Source organism: Halomonas mongoliensis (genome assembly GCF_052496345.1).
Map to the genome: position 1 here is coordinate 1417069 of NZ_CP199288.1, position 18558 is coordinate 1435626.

The following is an 18558-nucleotide window of genomic DNA, read 5'->3' on the forward strand; positions in this document are numbered from 1 at the left end:
CGCTCACTGGGGCAGAGCGCCATCTCCCACCGGGCCCCTGAGGGCAGAGCGCCACCTCCCCGACGGGAGGTGGCGCTCCGAGCCATCTTGCCTTCGTGGACCTACTCGCCGGGCTGCCAGCCGTTGACGATGGGGTAGCGGCGGTCGCGGCCGAAGCCGCGGCGGGTCACCCTGACCCCCACCGGCGCCTGGCGGCGCTTGTACTCGCAGCGGTCCACCAGCCGCACCACCCGGTAGACGTCGTCGCGGTCGAAACCGGCCTCGATGATCGCCTCGGCGCTCATGTCCCCCTCGATATAGCGCACCAGGATGGCATCGAGCACGTCGTAGTCGGGCAGGGAGTCGCTGTCCTGCTGGCCGGGGGCGAGCTCCGCGGTGGGCGGGCGCTCGATGACCCGCTCGGGGATCGCCGGCGACTGGGTGTTGCGCCAGCGGGCCAGGCGGTAGACCCAGGTCTTGTAGACGTCCTTCAGGGCGTTGTAGCCGCCCACCATGTCGCCGTAGAGGGTGGCGTAGCCCACCGCCATCTCGCTCTTGTTGCCGGTGGTCAGCACCATCAGGCCCTTCTTGTTGGAGATCGCCATCAGCAGCACGCCGCGACAGCGCGACTGCAGGTTCTCCTCGGTGGTATCGCGCTCGGTGCCCTCGAAGACCCCGGAGAGGGTCCCCATGAAGGCCTCCACCATGGGCTCGATGGGCAGCACCTCATAGTGGACGCCGAGCAGGTCGGCCTGCTCGGCGGCGTCCTGCTTCGAGATATCCGCGGTGTAGTGATAGGGCATCATCACCGCCTGCACCCGCTGGGGGCCCAGGGCATCCACGGCGATGGCCAGCGACAGCGCCGAGTCGATCCCGCCGGAGAGCCCCAGCACCACGCCCTCGAAGCCGCTCTTGTTGACGTAGTCGCGAAGCCCCGTGACCAGCGCGCAGTAGAGGTTCTCCTCGGGCTCGACGTCGGGTTCAGTCTCGCCGGGGCGGGGGATCCATCTCCCCTTCTCCTGGACCAGCGCCACCGGCATCAGCCCCACCTGCCAGTGGGGCGCCTGGAGCATCAGCTTTCCTTCGGCATCCACGCAGGCGGAGCCGCCGTCGAAGACCAGCTCGTCCTGGCCGCCGATCATATTGACGTAGACGATGGGCAGCGCCACCTCGGCGGCCCGCTGCTCGAGCAGGCGCAGCCGTTCGACGGGCTTGTCCTGGTGGAAGGGGGAGGCGTTGAGGCTGACCAGCAGCTGGGCGCCGGCCTCCCTGGCCTGGCGCGCCGGCGCCTCGTCCCAGAGGTCTTCGCAGATCAGCAGGCCCAGCTTCAGGCCCTTGTGCGTCAGCACCAGCGGCTCGCTGCCGGCGGCGAAATAGCGCTGCTCGTCGAACACCTCGTAGTTGGGCAGCGCCTGCTTGGCATACTCACCCAGCCACTCGCCGTTGTAGAGGGCGCCGGCCAGGTTCCAGAGCTGCCCCTCGCGGCGGCCTGGGTAGCCGACGATCACCAGCACGTCGCGGACCACCTTCTCGGCCATGCGGGTGCGCGCCGCGCGTAGTCGGCTCTCCATGGAGGGGCGCAGCAGCAGGTCTTCCGGTGGATAGCCGGTTAGGAAGAGTTCGGGCAGCACCACGATGTCGGCGCCATGCTCGATGCGCGCCTCGCGCACCGACTCGATGGCGCGTTCGGTATTGCCGGGAATATCCCCCACCAGGGGGTCCAGCTGAGCCATCACCAGCGTCAGGTCTTGCATGGGCTTGGAAATCTCTCGAGAATCGATGAATACACCCATTGTCCCGCAAGGGCCGCCGACTGGCAAAGCCGACCCGCCCTCACCTGGGAGTCCCTACCGGAATGAACCTCTTGATCATCCGCCTGATCATCTTCGCCGTGCTCTTCTTCGCCGGCCTCAAGCTCTACCGCATGTACCGAGAGTGGAAGCTTGACCGCGAGGAACTGCTGGAAAGTGACGACACCCGCCAGGAAGGCGGCCAGATGGTGCGCTGCAGCTGGTGCAAGGTGCACGTGCCCGAAAGCGACGCCCTGCGCGACCAGGGCGAGTGGTTCTGCTCCAGCGCCCACCTCGACCGCTACCTTCAGGAGCAGAAGGAGCAGGGGCCGGAGGAGAAGGAGTAGCGCCTTCTACAAGCGCCCCGCCAGGGAGTAGGGGGCCGGGTCGAGGATCGGCTCGCGGCCCAGCAGTCGGTCCACCAGCAGTCGCGTCGAGGCCGGCGCCAGCACCAGGCCGTTGCGGTAGTGGCCGGCATTGACGTGCAGGTTGTCGATGCCCGGCACCCCACCGATAAAGGGTACGCCGTCCGGCGAGCCCGGCCGCAGCCCGGCCCAGTGGTGCTCCACCTCGCAGTCGGCCAGGGCCGGGATGATCGCCGTGGCGCTGGCCCAGAGCGACTCACGCGCCCGGGCATCGGTCGCCTTGTCGAAGCCACACTCCTCCAGGGTCGAGCCGGCCAGCACGCGCCCGTCGGCGCGGGGAATCACGTAGCGGCCGTCCATCAGCACCACCCGCTGCACCAGCCCCGGCGGCGCCTTGAACAGGATCATCTGCCCCTTGACCGGACGCACCGGCAGGGCAACGCCCAGCGTCTCGAGCAGCCCCGCCGCCCAGGCCCCGCCGCAGACGACCACCTGGCCAGCGGCGATCGGCCCGGCGTCCGTCTTTACCGCCAGCGCTCGTCCGCCGGCCACCTCGAAGCCGGTCACCTCGGTCCCCTCCCTCAGGGTCACCTCGGGCATCGCCGCCAGCCTGGCCTGCAGCGCCCGCACCAGGCGCGGGTTGCGGATGCTGCCTAGCGTCGGCATCCACAGCGCCTCCTCGAAGCCCGGCGCCGCCTCGGGTTCCCGGGCATAGAGGAAGTCGCCGCCGACCCGTTCCAGGGGCTTGCCCAGCTCGTCCGCCCATGCCAGCGCCGCATCGGCGTCGTCGACCCTGAGGTAGAGCAGCCCCTCCTGGCGATACTCCGGGTCGATGCCGCTCTCCTCCTTCAGACGCCGGGCCAGCTCCGGGTAGAACCCCTCCGACCAGCGCGACAGCTGCGACACCGCCGGCCCGTAGCGCCAGGGATAGAGCGGCGAGACGATGCCGCCGCCGGCCCAGGAGGACTCCCGGCCGCACAGGCCGCGCTCCACCAGGGTTACCGTATGGCCGGCCTCGGCCAGCTGCAGCGTCGTCATCATGCCGATGACGCCGCCCCCTACCACCACGAACTCGGTTCCTGCCATGCGCTGAACGCCCTCCCCCATGCGTGATTGCCGACCCTCTCGTCCGTCCACCACTCAGCTGACCCCCATATAGCGCCCGGGCTTGTGGTTGAGCGCGATGATCAGGTTGAGGGCCACGGCCCCCAGCACCGAGAGCCCCACACGCTCCACGGGCAGCGTCATCAGCGCCACCAGCATGATGACGCCATCGATGCCGAGCTGCACGTAGCCGGCGCGCCAGCCGTAGCGGTCCTGGAGGTAGAGCACCAGGATATTGACCCCGCCGAGGCTGGAGCGGTGGCGAAACAGGATCAGCATGCCGATACCGATGAGGGAGCCGCCCATCAGTGCCGCATAGAGGGGGTTGAGCCCCTCGAGGGTGACCCAGCGCCCGGTCAGCTCCGAGAAGAGCGACACCAGGGCGATGGTGACGAAGGTGCGCAGGGTGAAGCTCCAGCCCATGCGGCGGATCGCCAGCCAGTAGAAGGGCAGGTTGATCAGGAAGAACCAGACGCCGAAGGCCCAGCCGGTGGCGTACTGCAGCAGGAAGGCCAGGCCCGCGGTGCTGCCGGTGAGCAGCGTGGCCTGGGTGTAGAAGGTGACGCCGAGGGCGACGAAGAGGGTCCCGACCAGCATCGCCATCGCATCCTCGTGAAGGCGGTGGGGGTCGGTGGGCAGTTCCTGAGGGTCCATGGGGCTATCCTTGCGCCTGAGGCTCCGCGTGTTCGACCATCAGCTGGAGGCTCTCGCGCCCCCGCCAGCGATTGCGGTTGAGACGGTAGGCGCAGCGCAGCCGGTCGCCCACCCCGAAGGCCGGCACCTCGCCGGGGGTCAGCGCCCGGAACCAGATCGCCCGGTGGCTTGCCGCTCCCAGGGAGAGCTCCAGCATCAGGTGGGTACCGTCGGCGCCCACCGGCCGCAGCCGCTCGACGATGAACTCCCCCTGAAAGAGCGGCGCCTCGAACTCGCGGCCGTAGGGACCCAGGGTCTCCAGACTCGCCAGCGTCTCCAGGCTGAGCGCCTCGGGGGCCAGGTCGCCGTCGGTCAGGATCTTCGGATAGAGTTCGGCCCCGCCCAGCTGCTCGCCCACCGCCTGCAGGAAGGCCGCCTTGAAGGCGTCGAGCCGCTCGGCGGGCACGCCGACGCCGGCGGCACCGCGATGCCCCCCGAAGCGAGGCAGCGCCTCGGGGGCCAGATCGAAGGTGCGCTGCAGGGCGTCACGCAGATGCAGCCCCTCGATGGAGCGTCCGGAGCCGGTGAGCATGCCGGGGGCTGGCGCCGGAGTCAGCACCAGGGCCGGCCGGCCGAAGGCCTGCACCAGCCGCGAGGCCACGATGCCCTGCACGCCGGGGTGGCCGCTCTCCAGAAAGACCACCACGGCGGGCGCGTCGGCGGCCAGGGACGGCAGCGCCAGCGCCCTCGCCTCCTCGGCCATGTCGGCCTCGATCGCCTTGCGGGACTGATTGTCCTGATCGAGCGTCTCCAGGTGCCGCGCCGCCGTGGCGTCATCCGCCGCGAGCATAAAGTGCAGCGCCGCATAGGGGTCGTCGAGGCGCGAGCGGGCGTTGATCCGCGGCCCCATCTGGAAGCCCAGGGTCTCGGCGTCGAAGGGCACGCTGTCGGCGCCCAGGCGCTCGGCCATGGCCCGCCAGCAGGCGGCCTCCATGCGGTTGATCAGCGCCAGGCCGTGGGTGACCACGGCGCGGTTGGCGGGGCTGCCGCCCAGGGAGACGCAGTCCGCCACCGTGCCCAGGGCCACATAGGAGAGCCAGGGCGAGAGCTTGGGCGTCGCCTCGGGCAGCGCGCCCCACTCGATCAGCACCGAACGACTCAGGGACATGACCAGCCAGGCCACCATGCAGCCGGCGATGGTGGGGTCGGGGTAGTCGCAGTCCTCCCGGGTGGGGTTCACCACGGCGAGGGCCGAGGGCGGCGGCCCCTCCACCGGCAGGGCGTGGTGGTCGCTGACCACCACCTCGATGCCCTCTGCGGCCAGCCGCGCGATGCGCGGCTCATCGCTGCTTCCGCAGTCGGCGGTGATCACCAGGGTCGGGCGCGGCGACAGCGCCAGGGTGCGCTCCACCAGCGGCAGGCTGATGCCGTAGCCGTCGTGGATGCGGTGGCCGATCAGGCTGTGGAGCTTCGCCTCCGGCACGCCGAAGAGCTCCACCAGGGTGCGCCGAATCACCACGTGGGAAGTGATGCCGTCCACATCGTAGTCGGTGAGGATGCCGATATGCTCGCCGTCGACCACCGCCTGGGCGATGCGCTCCGCGGCGCGGCGGCCGTCGGCGAGCCGCTCGGGATGGGCCAGATGGCGCAGGCTGGGCCTCACCAGGGGAGCGAGCTCGCCCGTGAAGCCTTTCAGGCGCCCGGCCAGCACCCGCGCCTGGAGCTCGGAGAGCCCCTCGCGCTGGGCGCGGGCGTAGAGGGCAGCGTCCCGAGGCCGCGGCAGGATGCGCGGCCTCAGGCGCTCATTCAGGTCGATGGGGTCGCTTGCGGCGTTCAAGACGCCCTCCACTAGCGGCGATTCTCGACCACGAACTGCTGCACCGCAGCGAGCTCGGCGGGCAGCACGGTGTAGCGCTCCTCGCGCTCCAGCAGGTCGTCCATGTGCGGCGGCAGCGGCACGCCCGGGAAGCCCGCCTTGACCACCGCCTCGGCGAACTTGGCCGGGTGGGCGGTGGCAAGCGTCACCATCGGCACGCTCGCCTCGCCCCGCTCGCGCTCGGCGGCGCGGTAGCCGGTGGCGGTGTGGGGGTCGAGGATCTCCTGGGTGCGGTGATGCGCCTCGCGAATCACCTCCAGGATGGTGGCGTCATCCACGCTGTGGCTGGCGAAGCGCTCGCGCAGCTGGGCCAGGGGCGCATCCGCCAGGGCGGTGGGCTCGGCCTGGAAGCGCTCCAGCAGCGCCGCCACGGCGGCGCCGTCGCGGTCGTAGGCCTCGAACAGCAGCCGCTCGAAGTTGGAGGAGACCACGATATCCATGGAGGGCGCCAGGGTCGCCTTGAGCTCCTGCTTGGAGAAGTCGTTGGCGGCCAGGGTGCGGTGCAGGATGTCGTTGGCGTTGGTGGCGATCACGAAGCGCTCCACCGGCAGCCCCATGCGGTAGGCCATGTAGCCGGCGAAGACGTTGCCGAAGTTGGCCGAGGGGACGCAGAAGCTCACCTTGCGGTGCGGCGCACCCAGGGCCACGGCGGAGGCCACGTAGTAGACGATCTGGGCCATGATGCGCGCCCAGTTGATGGAGTTCACCGCCACCAGCCGGGTGCCGTTCAGGAAGGACTGGTCGGCGAAGCTCGCCTTGACCATGGCCTGGGCGTCGTCGAAGTTGCCCTCGATGGCGACATTGAAGACGTTGTCGGCCAGCACCGAGGTCATCTGGCGACGCTGCACCTCCGACACCCGCTGGTAGGGGTGGAGGATGAAGATATCGAGGTTGTCGCAGTGGCGGCACCCCTCGATGGCCGCGGAACCGGTGTCCCCGGAGGTAGCCCCCATGATCACCGCCCGCTCGCCGCGCTTCTTCAGGAAGTGGTCGAGCAGGCGCCCCAGCAGCTGCAGGGCCACGTCCTTGAAGGCGAGCGTGGGGCCGTGGAAGAGCTCGAGCAGGAAGTGGTTGGCGTCGAGCTGGTTGAGCGGCACCACGGCGTCATGGCTGAAGGTGGCATAGGCTTCTGTCACCAGACGACGGAAGGTGTCGTCATCGATCTCGCCGTTGACGAAGGGCCGCATCACCCGAAAGGCGATCTCGGCATAGGAGAGACCCGCCATCTCGGTCAGGTCGTCGGCCGAGAGCTGGGGAATGGTCTCCGGCACATAGAGACCGCCGTCGCTGGCCATGCCGGTGAGCACGACCTCCTCGAAGGAGAGCGCGGGCGCCTGCCCGCGGGTGCTGATGTAGCGCATGGCTTACTCCTGCTCGTCCAGTGATTCCACGCGAATCCGGGTCACCGGCCCGGCGATGTCGGCCATGGCCTCGATCTGACGGATCGCCTCGTTCATCTGCTTCTCGATGGTGCGGTGGGTCATCAGGATGATCGGCACCAGCTCGCCCTCGGTGGCCTCCTTCTGGATCAGCGCCTCGATGGAGATGCCCTGCTCGGAGAGGATGGTGGCCACCCGGGCCAGCACGCCGGGGCGGTCCACCGCCAGCAGCCGCAGGTAGTAGGCGGAGTGAATCTCCTCCATGGGCATGATCGGCAGCTGGCTGACGTCCTCGCTGATGCCGCTGAAAGCCAGGTAGGGCACCCGGTAGTGGTGGTCGGTGGCGATATCGCGGGCCACGTCGAGGATATCGGCCACCACCGAGGAGGCGGTGGGCTCGGCACCGGCGCCGGCGCCGTAGTAGAGGGTCGGGCCCACGGCGTCGCCCATCACGGCGATGGCGTTCTTGACGCCGTGCACATTGGCCAGCAGCCGCTCCTTGGGAATCAGCGTCGGGTGCACCCGCAGCTCGAGGCCGAGATCGGTGCGCTTGGAGATCCCCAGGTGCTTGATCACATAGCCCAGGTTGTCGGCCTGCTCCACGTCCTCGGCGGTGACCCGGGAGATGCCCTCGGTGTAGGCCTTCTCGAACTGCAGCGGCACCCCGTAGGCGATGGAGGCCAGGATGGTGAGCTTGTGGGCGGCGTCGATGCCCTCGACGTCGAAGGTGGGGTCGGCCTCGGCGTAGCCCAGCGCCTGGGCCTCGGCCAGCACGTCCTCGAAGGCGCGCCCCTCATCCCGCATATGGGTCAGGATGTAGTTGCCGGTGCCGTTGATGATGCCGGCCACCCACTCGATGCGGTTGGCGCCGAGGCCCTCGCGCAGGGACTTGATCACCGGGATGCCGCCGGCCACGGCGGCCTCGAAGGCGACGATCACGCCCTTGGCGTGGGCCGCCTCGAAGATCTCGTTGCCGTGCACCGCGATCAGCGCCTTGTTGGCGGTGACCACGTGTTTGCCGTGCTCGATGGCGGTCAGCACCAGCTCCCGGGCCACGTCATAGCCGCCGATCAGCTCCACCAGCACGTCCACGTCGGGGTTGGTGGCCACCTCGAAGACATCGGCGGTGGTCTTGAGGCCGGTGAGGTCGCACTCGGGGTTGGGAGTGCGATAGGCGACCTGCTCGATGACGATGGGCCGGCCCGCACGCCGCGCAATATCATCGGCGTTACGCGTCAGCACGTTGAAGGTACCGCCGCCGACGGTACCCAGCCCACAGATTCCTACTCTCACCGGTTTCAATGTCTCGCTCCTGCTCGCGTGTCGGGTTGTGTCTCAGCGTGGCGGCCTGCCTGCGGGCAGGCCAGGCCCCGGCTCGTCGGCCGGGGCTATGATGTCGTGGCTCGGGAGCCGTCAGCCATCGAGGCCGAGCTCAGCCGTCGAGGCCGAGCATGGCGGCCAGGCGCTCGGCCGGCACGTAGCCAGGCACCAGGCGGCCATCGGGCAGCACGATGGCCGGCGTACCCTGCACCCCGAGCTCCAGCCCCAGATGATACTGTGACTCGACCGGATTGTCGCAGTTGGCGCTGCCGGAAAGCGTCTCCTGCCGCTTGGCGGCGCTCATCGCCTCGGCGGCATTGTCGGCGCACCAGATCTGCTGCATGCTGCGCGCGCCCTGGGCGTTCATGCCGGTGCGCGGGAAGGCCAGGTAGTGCACCTCGATGCCCAGCTCGTTGAGGCGAGGCACCTCCTCGTGGAGCTGGCGGCAGTAGGGGCAGGTGGGGTCGGTGAAGACCAGCACCTCGGCGCGGCTCTCGCCGGCGCCGCGGAAGATCACCCGCTCGCTCTCGGGAACCTCGGCCAGGCGCTCGGCCCGCTCGCCGTTGCGCCCCTGCTCGGTGAGATTCACCAGCCCGCCGGAGGCATTCTCGTAGAGGTCCCCCACCAGAAAATATTCACCCTCGGCATCGCTGTAGAAGCGCTCGCCGGTGGCCAGGCGCACCTCGAAGAAGCCCTCCAGCGGCGTGGCGCGCACGCCCTCCACCGGCATCGGCTGCCCGTTCACCGCCAGGCGCTCGGCCAGGCGCTCGGCCGTCGCCTCCCGGGAGTCGGCCTGGGCCAGCAGGGGAGTGGCAAGGGTCACAGCCAGCAGGCCGCTCAGCAGCATCCCAAACGAATTCTTCATGTGTCTCTTCAACCTCGCGGGTGATGGTCGGCGTGCAGACGCTCCAGTCGCGCCTGCGCCACATGGGTATAGATCTGCGTGGTCGACAGGTCACTGTGGCCCAGCAGCAGCTGTACGACACGCAGGTTGGCCCCATGATTCAACAGATGGGTGGCAAAGGCGTGGCGCAGCGTATGGGGCGACAGCGGCCGCTCGATACCCGCCGTGCGCGCATGGGCCTTGATGCGATACCAGAAGGTCTGGCGCGTCATGGCCCGGTCGTGGCGGCCCGGAAACAACGCCGGTCGCGTCGCATCGCGCATCAGGCCGCCCCGAGCGCCACCCAGGTAGCGTGTCAGCCACTCTACCGCCTCCTCCCCCAGGGGCACCAGGCGATCCTTGTCGCCCTTGCCGCGCACCCGCACCACCCCCTGGCGCAGGTTGACCGCCTCCACGCTCAGCCCCACCAGCTCCGAGACCCGCAGCCCCGTGGCGTAGAGCAGCTCCAGCATGGCCCGGTCGCGCAGCCCCAGTGCCGTGGTCACGTCGGGGGCGACGATCAGCCGCTCCACCTCGTGCTCCTCCAGGGTGTTGGGCAGGCTCGGCCGCACCCGCGGCAGCCGCACCTCGGCCAGGGGGTCCCGAGCGAGAGTCCCGGACTCCAGGCACCAGCGATAGAAGCGTCGAAGAGCGGCGAGCAGCCGAGCGTTGCTGGTCAACCGGTACCCCGCCTCGCGGCGCTCGTCGAGCCAGGCCGGCAGGGCGTCCGGCGCAGGCGTCAGCAGCGCCTCCCCACGCTCGGCCAGCCGCGCCGACCAGGCGGTGAGGTCGCGACGATAGGCGGCCAGGGTGTGCTCGCTTACCCCCTGCTCCAGCCAGAGGGCATCGAGGAAGGCGTCGATGCGGGCACCGTCGTCGGTCTGGTTCATGGTAGACGCCAGGCAGCAGGCCCCAGATGCGCCGGGACCCCGCCCCGCGCAAGCGGTGACGGGGTCCCGGTGGGCCGGGCCGAGGCCCGACCCGAAAGCGACCGAGGCGTCAGCCTCAGGCCAGCTTTTCCTTGATGCGGGCAGACTTGCCGCTGCGCTCGCGGAGGTAGTAAAGCTTGGCCTGGCGCACGTCACCGCGACGCTTGACGCTGATGGAGTCGACCAGCGGGCTGTAGGTCTGGAAGGTACGCTCGACGCCGACGCCGTGGGAGATCTTGCGCACGGTGAAGGCGGAGTTCAGGCCGCGGTTGCGCTTGCCGATCACCACGCCTTCGAAGGCCTGCAGACGCTCGCGGGTGCCTTCCTTGACCTTGACCTGGACGACCACGGTATCGCCGGGGGCGAAGGCCGGGACTTCCTTGCTCATCTGCTCGGCTTCGAGCGCCTGGATCACCTTGTTCTTGCTGCTCATGACGGATAACTCCTCAAAATGTTGATCCACCGGTCGGCTTGGGATGCCGATGAATCGTGATCCCGGCGCCCGAGCGAGCTCGAGAGCGCGGGAGATGATGGGTGACGCGGGCCGGCGTCTCGACGCCTCCGCACCTCCGCCCTGCCTACCGGGCCGTCAGGGCGTGTTCCTCGAGGTACTCCTCGAGCAGCTTGCGCTGCTCCTTGCTCAACGTCCTGCCTTCCAGCAGGTCGGGACGCCGCTGCCAGGTGCGCCCCAGGGACTGCTTCAGCCGCCAGCGCCGGATGGCGCCGTGATTGCCGCTGAGCAGGACATCCGGCACTCGCCGCCCGTCGATCTCTTCCGGGCGCGTATAGTGCGGGCAGTCCAGCAGCCCGTCGTTGAAGGAGTCCTCGACCGCGGAGTCCTGATGACCCAGCACCCCGGGCACCAGCCTTGCCGCGGCGTCGATCAGCACCATGGCCGGCAGCTCGCCGCCGCTCAGCACATAGTCGCCGATCGACCACTCCTCATCGATGTCGGTCTCCACGACCCGCTCATCGATACCTTCATAGCGTCCGGCCACCACCACCAGCGGCGGTCCCGACGCCAGCTCCTGCGCGCCGTCCTGGTCGAGCCGTCGCCCCTGGGGCGAGAGGTAGACCACCTTCGGGCGCTGCCCGGTGGCCTGCTCGGCCCGCTCCCGGGCGGCATGGATCGCGGCACGCAGGGTGTCGACCTTCATCAGCATCCCGGGGCCGCCGCCATAGGGGCGGTCGTCCACGGTGCGGTGCCGGTCGGTGGCGTAGTCGCGGGGGTTCCAGAACTCCAGCGCGATACGGCCTCGCTCCACCGCCCTGCCGGTAACGCCGTGACGGGTGATCGCCTCGAACATCTCCGGGAACAGCGACACGACCCCGATCCACATATCGGCCGCGGGCGCTTCCGCCGCAGCCTGCTCCAGCGCGTCGGGCTCCATCAGAAGTCCGGATCCCAGTCGACGGTCATCACGCCCCCCTCGAGATCCACCTCGAGGATCACCTCCTCGGGGAGGAAGGGCAGCAGACGCTCCCGGGCGTCGATGGCGTCGGCCTCGAGGCTCCCTTTGACCACCATGACGTCGTTGGCGCCGGTCTCGAAGAGGTGGTCGACGCGACCCAGCACGCTGCCTTCGCGCGTTACCACGCGCAGGCCTTCCAGCTGGTGCCAGTAGAGCTCGTCGGCCTCGAGGGCCGGCAGCTCGACCTTGGGCAGCAGGATCTCCGCCCCGGCCAGCGCTTCGGCCGTCTCGCGGCTGGTGCATCCCTCGAGCTGCGCCACCAGGCCCTTGCCATGACGACGCCCCTGCAGCAGACGCCGACGCTCGAGGCTTTCGCCACGGCGCAGCACCCACTCGGGGTAGTCGAGGATGCCCTCCATGGGGCCGGTGTACGAATACACCTTGAGCCAGCCCTTGACACCGTAGGGGCTGGTCAGCTTGCCCAGCACCACATGATCGTCAGCAGGCTGCACGTTGGCGCGTTCGCTCATTGACGACCTCATGATCGCTGATGGTACGGCAAGTCAGGCTCAGGCCTGCTTGCGGGCTTCCTTGACCAGCTCGGCAACGCGGTCGGAGAGCTGGGCGCCCTGGCTCTGCCAGTGGGCAACGCGCTCGAGGTCGACGCGCAGGCGCTCTTCCTGACCGCGAGCGATCGGGTTGAAGAAGCCCAGGCGCTCGATGAAGCGGCCGTCGCGGGAGTTGCGGGAATCGGAAACGGTCAGGTGGTAGAAGGGACGCTTCTTGGCGCCACCACGAGCCAGACGAATGGTAACCATGGCCTAGTCAGTCCTTCGGTTGAGTTGGATTCGGTCACGACAGGCGCCGCGAAAGCGCGGTCCTGCCAGTGAAGAGGCAGCATTCTACGGAAAACAGCCCCGCTTTGGAACCTTTTTTCGGGCCTAGCGCCAGGGCATGCCCCCGGGACCACCCATGCCGCCGGGGCCGCCCGGCCCGCCGCCGCCCATCATGCCGGACATGCCGCGCATCATCTTCTGCATGCCGCCTTTCTTGCCGGCCTTCTTCATCATCTTCTGCATCTGCTTGTGCTGCTTGAGCAGACGGTTGAGGTCCGGCACCTGCAGGCCGGCACCGGCGGCGATGCGCCGCTTGCGCGAGCCGTTGATGATCTCGGGGCGCCGGCGCTCCTGGGGGGTCATGGAGTTGATCAGCGCCTCGAGCTTGCCCAGCTCCTTCTCCGGGCCGGGGCCTTGGGCCATCTCGGCCATCTGCCCCATGCCGGGCAGCTTGCCGAGCAGGCCCCCCATGCCGCCCATCTTCTTGAGCTGCTGGAGCTGGTCGCGGAAGTCCTCGAGGTCGAAGCCCTCCCCCTTCTTGACCTTCTTGGCCAGCTGCTCCGCCTTCTTCTTGTCGACGGTGCGCTCGGCCTCCTCGATCAGCGACAGCATGTCGCCCATGCCGAGGATCCGCGAGGCGATGCGGTCAGGGTGGAAGGGCTCCAGGGCGTCGACCTTCTCGCCCACGCCCATGAACTTGATCGGCTTGCCGGTGATATGGCGCACCGACAGCGCCGCGCCGCCGCGGGCGTCACCGTCGGCCTTGGTGAGGATCACCCCGGTCAGCGGCAGCGCCTCGTGGAAGGCCTTGGCGGTATTGGCGGCGTCCTGGCCGGTCATGGCGTCGACGACGAACAGGGTCTCCTGGGGCGAGACGGCCTGATGCAGCGCCTGGATCTCGGCCATCATCGCCTCGTCGATGGCCAGGCGGCCGGCGGTATCCACCAGCACCACGTCGTGAAACTGGATCTTGGCGTGCTTGATCGCCGCCTCGGCGATGGCCACCGGCTGCTGGTCGGAGCGCGACGGAAAGAAGTCGACGCCGACCTCCTTCGCCAGGGTCTCGAGCTGGTCGATGGCCGCCGGACGGTAGACGTCGGCGGAGACCACCAGCACCTTCTTCTTCTCGCGCTCACGCAGGTAGCGCGCCAGCTTGGCCAGGGAGGTGGTCTTGCCCGCCCCCTGCAGGCCCGCCATCAGCACCACCGCCGGCGAACCCTTGAGGGAGAGGCCCTCGTTGGCCTCGCCCATGGTCGCCTCGAGCTCCTGCTGGACGATCTTGACGAACTGCTGGCCCGGCGAGAGGCTCTTGGAGACCTCCTGGCCCACCGCACGCTCGCGCACCCGCTCGATGAAGTCCTTGACCACCGGCAGGGCGACGTCCGCCTCGAGCAGCGCCCGGCGCACCTCGCGCAGGGTGTCCTTGATGTTGTCCTCGGTCAGGCGCGCCTGACCCTTGATGGACTTGAGCGTCTGCGACAGACGCTCGCTGAGATTCTGAAACATTGGCCTCTCCAGTGACGACGGCCCGAAAGTGGAAACGATTATACGCGCTGTGGCCGGCAGTCTCCATGCGACCCGCCCCGGCGGCACGCTGCCGCACCCGAGGCGCACCGCTGTGCGCGGCCGGGGGGATTGGGTATAGTAGGTCCGTCATTTCCAACCGGCGCACGGAACGCAATCGATGCAGGCGCTCGCTCTGGCCACTCTGGCCTTCGTTCTCTATCTGGCCGCCGCTTCCTGGCAGGTACTGGTGCTGCTGCGCCGGGCCTCTCCGCAGCCGCTGCTGGTCCGCGGCATGGCCACCCTCGGCCTGCTCTGCCAGCTTCCCCTGGCCATCGGCCTGTTCGGCCACGGCGAACCGGTCCTGCCGGGGCTTTCCACCAGCATCATCCTGATCAGCGCCGCCGCGGTGGCGGTCCTGCTGCTGGTCAGCCTGTTCAAACCGATCCTCAACGCCGCCGTGGGCATCCTGCCGCTGGCCGGCCTGGCCCTGGTGCTGGCCGCCGGACTGCCGAGCCCGGAGCGGGTCGACGGCCTGACGCCCGGCATCGCCGTGCACGCCCTGAGCTCGCTGCTGGCCTTCGCCGTGCTGGCCATCGCCGCGATGCAGGCGGTGCTGCTGGGCCTGCAGAACCGCGCCCTTCGCCAGCACCATATCCGCGGCCTGGTCCAGGCGCTGCCGCCCTTGACCACCATGGAGCGCGTGCTCTTCGAACTGATCTGGGCAGGCGTAGGGCTCCTCACCCTGTCGATCCTCAGCGGCTTCCTGTTCCTCGACAGCATGTTCGCCCAGCATCTGGCCCACAAGACCATCCTCTCCCTGGCGGCCTGGGTGATCTTCTCGGTCCTGCTCTTCAGCCACCACCGGCTGGGCTGGCGGGGGATGCGCGCCGTACGCTGGACCCTGGGCGGCTGCGCCGTGCTGCTGATCGCCTACTTCGGCAGCAAGTTCGTGCTGGAGGTCCTGCTGGCCCGCGGCTGAGGCCGCCATCCCCGGCGCCTTGACAGCGCGCGCGCCTCTCCCGTCAAATCGGGCCTGACACGCAACGAGGACCCTTCGACTTGAGCGACGACTTCCCGCTGGGATTGCTGTTCAGCCTGCTCTTCCTGCTCATCTGCCTTTCCGCCTTCTTCTCCAGTTCCGAGACCGGCATGATGTCGATCAACCGCTACCGGTTGAGCCATCAGGCCAACAGCGGAGAGCGCCGCGCCCAGCGCGTCGTACGCCTGCTTGCCCGCCCGGACCGCCTGATCGGCGTGATCCTGATCGGCAACAACTTCATCAACAACCTGGCCGCCTCCATCGCCACCATCATCGCCATCCACTACTTCGGCGAGGTGACCGGCCCCGCGGTGGCCACGGCACTGCTGACCATCACCATCCTGATCTTCGCCGAGGTCACGCCCAAGACCTATGCCGCGGTAACGCCCGAGCGCATCGCCTACCCCGCCTCCCGGGTGCTGGAGCCGCTGCTCAAGCTGCTCTACCCGCTGGTGTGGCTGGTCAACGTCATCTCCAACGGCCTGCTCAGGCTGCTCGGCGTGAAGAGCATCGACGGCAGCGGCGACCACCTGACCCGGGACGAGCTGCGCACCGTGGTGCACGAGGCGGGCACCCTGATTCCCCAGCGCCACCAGGCGATGCTGCTGTCGATCCTCGACCTGGAGAACGTCACCGTGAACGACATCATGGTGCCCCGCCACGAGGTGGTGGGCATCGACCTAGACGACAGCCTGGAAGAGATCCTGACCCAGATCCGCACCAGCCAGCACACCCGGCTGCCGGTCTACAAGGGCGACATCAACAACATCATCGGCATGCTGCACCTGCGCAATGCGGCGCGTTTCCTCTCCCGCAGCGAGGTGACCAAGGCCGCCATCGTCCAGGAGGCGAGGGAGCCCTACTTCATTCCCGAGTCGACCCCGCTACACACCCAGCTGCTCAACTTCCAGAAGCAGAAGCGGCGCATCGGCATCGTGGTGGACGAGTACGGCGACGTGGAGGGCCTGGTGACCCTGGAGGATATCCTCGAGGAGATCGTCGGCGAGTTCACCACCGACGTGGCGGGCATGGAGCAGGAGATCCACCGCCAGGAGGACGGCAGCCACCTCATCGACGGGACCGCCAATATCCGCGACATCAACAAGACGCTGGGCTGGCAGCTGCCCACCGACGGCCCCAAGACCCTCAACGGGCTGATCCTGGAGCACCTGGAGGCCTTCCCCGACGGCCCCGCCTGCCTGCAGGTAGGCAGCGTGCGCATGGAGATCCTCGAGGTGCGTGACAACCTGATCACCGCCGCGCGCTGCTGGCAGGTGTCGCGGCGGCGCTGACCCTCAGCGCCGCGGCAGCGCCGTGGCCACCGCCGGCTCGGCAAAGCGGTCGGCGTCGGCCTTGAGCTCCCTGACGCGAGACTCCAGCACCTGACGACGAGCCTGCTGCGGGGCAAGCGGCTCACCGAAGTAGAGCGCCACCCGCGCCCGGAAGCGCCGCGGCGGACGGCTGAGCGCCGGTCCGTGACTGTGCGAGGTCCAGGAGCCCCAGAGCCCCGAGAGCCCGGCCGGGATCACCGGCACCGGGTCCCGGGCCAGGATCGACTCGATGCCCCGGCGGAAGGCATGGATATCGCCATCCGGCGTCAGGCGCCCCTCGGGGAAGAGCATCACCACCTCCCCCTCGCGCAGGGCACGGCTTACCTCGTTCAGGGCTCGGCGCACGCTGGCCGGATCACGGCGCTCCGACTCCACCGGAATGGCACCCACCAGCCGAAACAGCCAGTTGAGCCAGGGCGAATCGTAGATGGGCTTGTCCATCAGGAAGCGCAGCGGGCGGCGGCTGGCGCCGCCGATCACCAGGGCATCCATGAAGCTGACATGATTGCAGACCACCAGGGCGGCTCCCCGAGGGGGCAGATGCTCGGTGCCGCTGAGGCGCAGCCGGTAGAGCAGCCGCACCAGCAGGTGCACCAGGCAGCGCACCACCGGACGCGGACGGCGAGCCACCGACCCGATCAGCGCCAGCCCCAGGCCGGCCAGCGCCCCCCACAGCAGCGCGCTCACGTGGCGTCAGGCCTCGCTTCGAGCCCGGCCAGGATGGTGCAGAGCAGCTGGTCGAGGAGCTCGCCCACCTCCAGCTGCTGGCCCTGCCAGTAGCCCAGGCGCTCGTTGAGCCCCAGCAGCACCAGGCCATGGACGCTGCCCCAGAGGGTGCGCCCCAGGCGGCGCGCCTCGAGATCCCCCAGCGCCGGCTGGTACTCCTTGAGCGTCGCCTCCACCCGCAGGAAGAGCCCTTCGATCATATCCGTCTGGCGCTGGTCCAGCTCACCCTCCTGGGCCAGGGGGTAGTCGAACAGCAGCTGCCAGCGGTAGGCGTCGCGCTGTGCAAACTGCCAGTAGGCCCGGGCCAGGGCGCGCAGCCGCTCCTTCGGCGTGGCCTGGCTGGTCAACGGCTCGATCACCTCGCGCAGTCGCGCCAGGGTCTCGATATTGACGTGCTGAAGCAGATTGTTGAAGCTGCCGTAGAGCTTGAGCAGGGTGCTTGGGGCACAGCCCACCTCCCGAGCCAAGGCGCGCAGGGAGAGGGTATGCACCGGATTGTCCTGCAGCCAGGCATCGCAGGCGGCCATCACCTGGGCATGGAGCGCCTCGGGGGCATGCTGTCTGGGACGGGCCATCGATTCCTCACGAGCCTCGAGCGGGCGGTTGCAAAGGCAGGGTCGGCGCAGAGTGGCGCCAATCTGATGCACTAGGATAGCGCAGATCGAACACTGTTTTCGATACCCCTTTCCTCGCCCGCTCCCCTTGGGTACCCTGAGCGACCCACTGCCTGCGCCTGCGGAGCCCCCATGGCCGGACGACTCCATATCGCCCCCATCGACCTGCCGCACCTGCTGCCGGAGCTGGCCATCGACGCCCCCCTGCTGACCAGCCCCAACCTGGCACCGCGGCAGATGCTCTCGGCGATCCGTCTGGAGGCGGGCAGGCCACGGCTGGGCCGGCTGTTCTGGGGGCTGACGCCGCCCTGGCTGGAGGTGCTCGACCACGCCCCCCACTGCGCACGGGCCGAATCCCTTGAGGAGCGCCCGATGTTCCGGGAGGCCTTCCAGGCGCGGCGCTGCCTGGTCCCCGCCAGCGGCATCTACGCTTGGAAGGCACAGCCGCGCTTCAAGCAGCCCTTCCTGATCACCCGGGTCGATCGTGGCCCGCTGCTGCTGGCCGGCCTCTGGTGCCGCTTCCATACCACCCTGGCGCAACACACCGACTCCCTGGCGCTGATCACGGTGCCCACCAGCGCCCTGCTGGCGCCGCTGACCGACCGCCTGCCGGCGGTGATCGCCCCGGACCAGGCACGCCGCTGGCTCGACCCTCAGACGCCCCTGACAGAGGTACGTGCCCTGCTGAAACCGGCACCCGGGGAACTGTTGGGCGCTTTCCCGGTATCAAGACGAGTGAACAACCCCGCGCATCAGGACGCCACCTGCGCCCATCCGGTCGGCCCCATGCTGCGTCAGCCGGAGTGACGCCGATGCGCCTGACCTGGGCCCAGCCC

General features: G+C 69.0%; 19 protein-coding genes. 4 read left to right on the plus strand and 15 right to left on the minus strand.

The genetic code is table 11. The features are described 5' to 3' along the window. Window positions 1-101 precede the first annotated feature (101 nt). On the minus strand, window positions 102-1733 hold the full coding sequence (locus ACRYRV_RS06565; protein ID WP_444985593.1) for an NAD+ synthase: 1632 nt from the start codon (window positions 1731-1733) through the stop codon (window positions 102-104). Between the two features lie 101 nt (window positions 1734-1834). Between ACRYRV_RS06565 and ACRYRV_RS06570 the strand changes: the two genes are divergently transcribed. Then, window positions 1835-2116, plus strand: a complete 282-nt coding sequence (locus ACRYRV_RS06570) for a PP0621 family protein (protein ID WP_253448426.1) — start codon at window positions 1835-1837, stop codon at window positions 2114-2116. Window positions 2117-2122: 6 nt separating this feature from the next. Here the strand turns inward: ACRYRV_RS06570 and thiO are convergent, their stop codons facing one another. From thiO to ffh, 12 genes are all read right to left on the minus strand, one after another. Next, window positions 2123-3220, minus strand: a complete 1098-nt coding sequence (gene thiO, locus ACRYRV_RS06575) for a glycine oxidase ThiO (protein WP_444985592.1) — start codon at window positions 3218-3220, stop codon at window positions 2123-2125. Window positions 3221-3274: 54 nt separating this feature from the next. Continuing rightward, a complete protein-coding gene (locus tag ACRYRV_RS06580) occupies window positions 3275-3892 on the minus strand; it encodes a YitT family protein (RefSeq protein ID WP_253448422.1) in 618 nt (205 codons plus the stop codon). A 4-nt stretch (window positions 3893-3896) separates the two neighbouring features. Further along, a complete protein-coding gene (locus ACRYRV_RS06585) occupies window positions 3897-5708 on the minus strand; it encodes a single-stranded-DNA-specific exonuclease RecJ (RefSeq protein ID WP_444985591.1) in 1812 nt (603 codons plus the stop codon). Between the two features lie 11 nt (window positions 5709-5719). Beyond that, window positions 5720-7108: a threonine synthase gene (gene thrC / locus ACRYRV_RS06590; RefSeq protein WP_444985590.1), complete on the minus strand. Its 1389-nt coding sequence runs from the start codon at window positions 7106-7108 to the stop codon at window positions 5720-5722. A 3-nt stretch (window positions 7109-7111) separates the two neighbouring features. Further along, window positions 7112-8428, minus strand: a complete 1317-nt coding sequence (locus ACRYRV_RS06595; protein ID WP_444985589.1) for a homoserine dehydrogenase — start codon at window positions 8426-8428, stop codon at window positions 7112-7114. A gap of 130 nt (window positions 8429-8558) precedes the next feature. Further along, window positions 8559-9311: a DsbC family protein gene (locus tag ACRYRV_RS06600; protein ID WP_444985588.1), complete on the minus strand. Its 753-nt coding sequence runs from the start codon at window positions 9309-9311 to the stop codon at window positions 8559-8561. Window positions 9312-9319: 8 nt separating this feature from the next. Beyond that, window positions 9320-10219, minus strand: a complete 900-nt coding sequence (gene xerD, locus ACRYRV_RS06605) for a site-specific tyrosine recombinase XerD (RefSeq protein ID WP_253448408.1) — start codon at window positions 10217-10219, stop codon at window positions 9320-9322. A 115-nt stretch (window positions 10220-10334) separates the two neighbouring features. Beyond that, window positions 10335-10691, minus strand: a complete 357-nt coding sequence (rplS, locus tag ACRYRV_RS06610) for a 50S ribosomal protein L19 (protein ID WP_253448403.1) — start codon at window positions 10689-10691, stop codon at window positions 10335-10337. A gap of 145 nt (window positions 10692-10836) precedes the next feature. Beyond that, window positions 10837-11598 (minus strand): tRNA (guanosine(37)-N1)-methyltransferase TrmD, encoded by a 762-nt coding sequence (trmD, locus tag ACRYRV_RS06615; protein ID WP_309636882.1) that lies wholly within the window; start codon window positions 11596-11598, stop codon window positions 10837-10839. A 50-nt stretch (window positions 11599-11648) separates the two neighbouring features. After that, the gene (rimM, locus tag ACRYRV_RS06620) at window positions 11649-12200 is read right to left on the minus strand and encodes a ribosome maturation factor RimM (RefSeq protein ID WP_253448400.1); all 552 of its coding nucleotides are present in this window, start codon (window positions 12198-12200) and stop codon (window positions 11649-11651) included. A 39-nt stretch (window positions 12201-12239) separates the two neighbouring features. Next, entirely contained in the window at window positions 12240-12488 is a 249-nt protein-coding gene (gene rpsP / locus ACRYRV_RS06625) for a 30S ribosomal protein S16 (protein ID WP_253448397.1), read from the minus strand. A 123-nt stretch (window positions 12489-12611) separates the two neighbouring features. Then, window positions 12612-14012, minus strand: a complete 1401-nt coding sequence (gene ffh / locus ACRYRV_RS06630) for a signal recognition particle protein (RefSeq protein WP_299316618.1) — start codon at window positions 14010-14012, stop codon at window positions 12612-12614. 178 nt (window positions 14013-14190) lie between these two features. Between ffh and ACRYRV_RS06635 the strand changes: the two genes are divergently transcribed. Together ACRYRV_RS06635 and ACRYRV_RS06640 are read left to right on the plus strand one after the other, a co-directional pair. Next, window positions 14191-14991, plus strand: a complete 801-nt coding sequence (locus tag ACRYRV_RS06635; protein WP_444985587.1) for a cytochrome C assembly family protein — start codon at window positions 14191-14193, stop codon at window positions 14989-14991. An 80-nt stretch (window positions 14992-15071) separates the two neighbouring features. Beyond that, window positions 15072-16343: an HlyC/CorC family transporter gene (locus ACRYRV_RS06640; protein ID WP_253448388.1), complete on the plus strand. Its 1272-nt coding sequence runs from the start codon at window positions 15072-15074 to the stop codon at window positions 16341-16343. A gap of 3 nt (window positions 16344-16346) precedes the next feature. Here the strand turns inward: ACRYRV_RS06640 and ACRYRV_RS06645 are convergent, their stop codons facing one another. Both ACRYRV_RS06645 and ACRYRV_RS06650 read right to left on the minus strand, forming a co-directional pair. After that, a complete protein-coding gene (locus tag ACRYRV_RS06645; RefSeq protein WP_444985586.1) occupies window positions 16347-17069 on the minus strand; it encodes a 1-acyl-sn-glycerol-3-phosphate acyltransferase in 723 nt (240 codons plus the stop codon). After that, the gene (locus ACRYRV_RS06650) at window positions 17066-17683 is read right to left on the minus strand and encodes a TetR/AcrR family transcriptional regulator (RefSeq protein WP_253448383.1); all 618 of its coding nucleotides are present in this window, start codon (window positions 17681-17683) and stop codon (window positions 17066-17068) included. The genes ACRYRV_RS06645 and ACRYRV_RS06650 overlap by 4 nt, the downstream gene beginning before the upstream one ends. 171 nt (window positions 17684-17854) lie before the next feature. Between ACRYRV_RS06650 and ACRYRV_RS06655 the strand changes: the two genes are divergently transcribed. After that, window positions 17855-18529, plus strand: coding sequence for an SOS response-associated peptidase (locus tag ACRYRV_RS06655; protein ID WP_253448380.1), 675 nt, complete (start codon window positions 17855-17857; stop codon window positions 18527-18529). The last annotated feature ends 29 nt before the right edge of the window (window positions 18530-18558 follow it).

Bases quoted from the DNA above. Each gene is read 5' to 3' on its own strand.
- ACRYRV_RS06565 (WP_444985593.1), bottom strand. From the start codon at position 1,733: ATGCAAGACCTGACGCTGGTGATGGCTCAGCTGGACCCCCTGGTGGGG.
- ACRYRV_RS06635 (WP_444985587.1), top strand. From the start codon at position 14,191: ATGCAGGCGCTCGCTCTGGCCACTCTGGCCTTCGTTCTCTATCTGGCC.
- rplS (WP_253448403.1), bottom strand. From the start codon at position 10,691: ATGAGCAGCAAGAACAAGGTGATCCAGGCGCTCGAAGCCGAGCAGATG.
- ffh (WP_299316618.1), bottom strand. From the start codon at position 14,012: ATGTTTCAGAATCTCAGCGAGCGTCTGTCGCAGACGCTCAAGTCCATC.
- trmD (WP_309636882.1), bottom strand. From the start codon at position 11,598: ATGTGGATCGGGGTCGTGTCGCTGTTCCCGGAGATGTTCGAGGCGATC.
- ACRYRV_RS06650 (WP_253448383.1), bottom strand. From the start codon at position 17,683: ATGGCCCGTCCCAGACAGCATGCCCCCGAGGCGCTCCATGCCCAGGTG.
- rpsP (WP_253448397.1), bottom strand. From the start codon at position 12,488: ATGGTTACCATTCGTCTGGCTCGTGGTGGCGCCAAGAAGCGTCCCTTC.
- rimM (WP_253448400.1), bottom strand. From the start codon at position 12,200: ATGAGCGAACGCGCCAACGTGCAGCCTGCTGACGATCATGTGGTGCTG.
- ACRYRV_RS06570 (WP_253448426.1), top strand. From the start codon at position 1,835: ATGAACCTCTTGATCATCCGCCTGATCATCTTCGCCGTGCTCTTCTTC.
- thiO (WP_444985592.1), bottom strand. From the start codon at position 3,220: ATGGCAGGAACCGAGTTCGTGGTGGTAGGGGGCGGCGTCATCGGCATG.
- thrC (WP_444985590.1), bottom strand. From the start codon at position 7,108: ATGCGCTACATCAGCACCCGCGGGCAGGCGCCCGCGCTCTCCTTCGAG.
- ACRYRV_RS06655 (WP_253448380.1), top strand. From the start codon at position 17,855: ATGGCCGGACGACTCCATATCGCCCCCATCGACCTGCCGCACCTGCTG.
- ACRYRV_RS06580 (WP_253448422.1), bottom strand. From the start codon at position 3,892: ATGGACCCTCAGGAACTGCCCACCGACCCCCACCGCCTTCACGAGGAT.
- xerD (WP_253448408.1), bottom strand. From the start codon at position 10,219: ATGAACCAGACCGACGACGGTGCCCGCATCGACGCCTTCCTCGATGCC.
- ACRYRV_RS06600 (WP_444985588.1), bottom strand. From the start codon at position 9,311: ATGAAGAATTCGTTTGGGATGCTGCTGAGCGGCCTGCTGGCTGTGACC.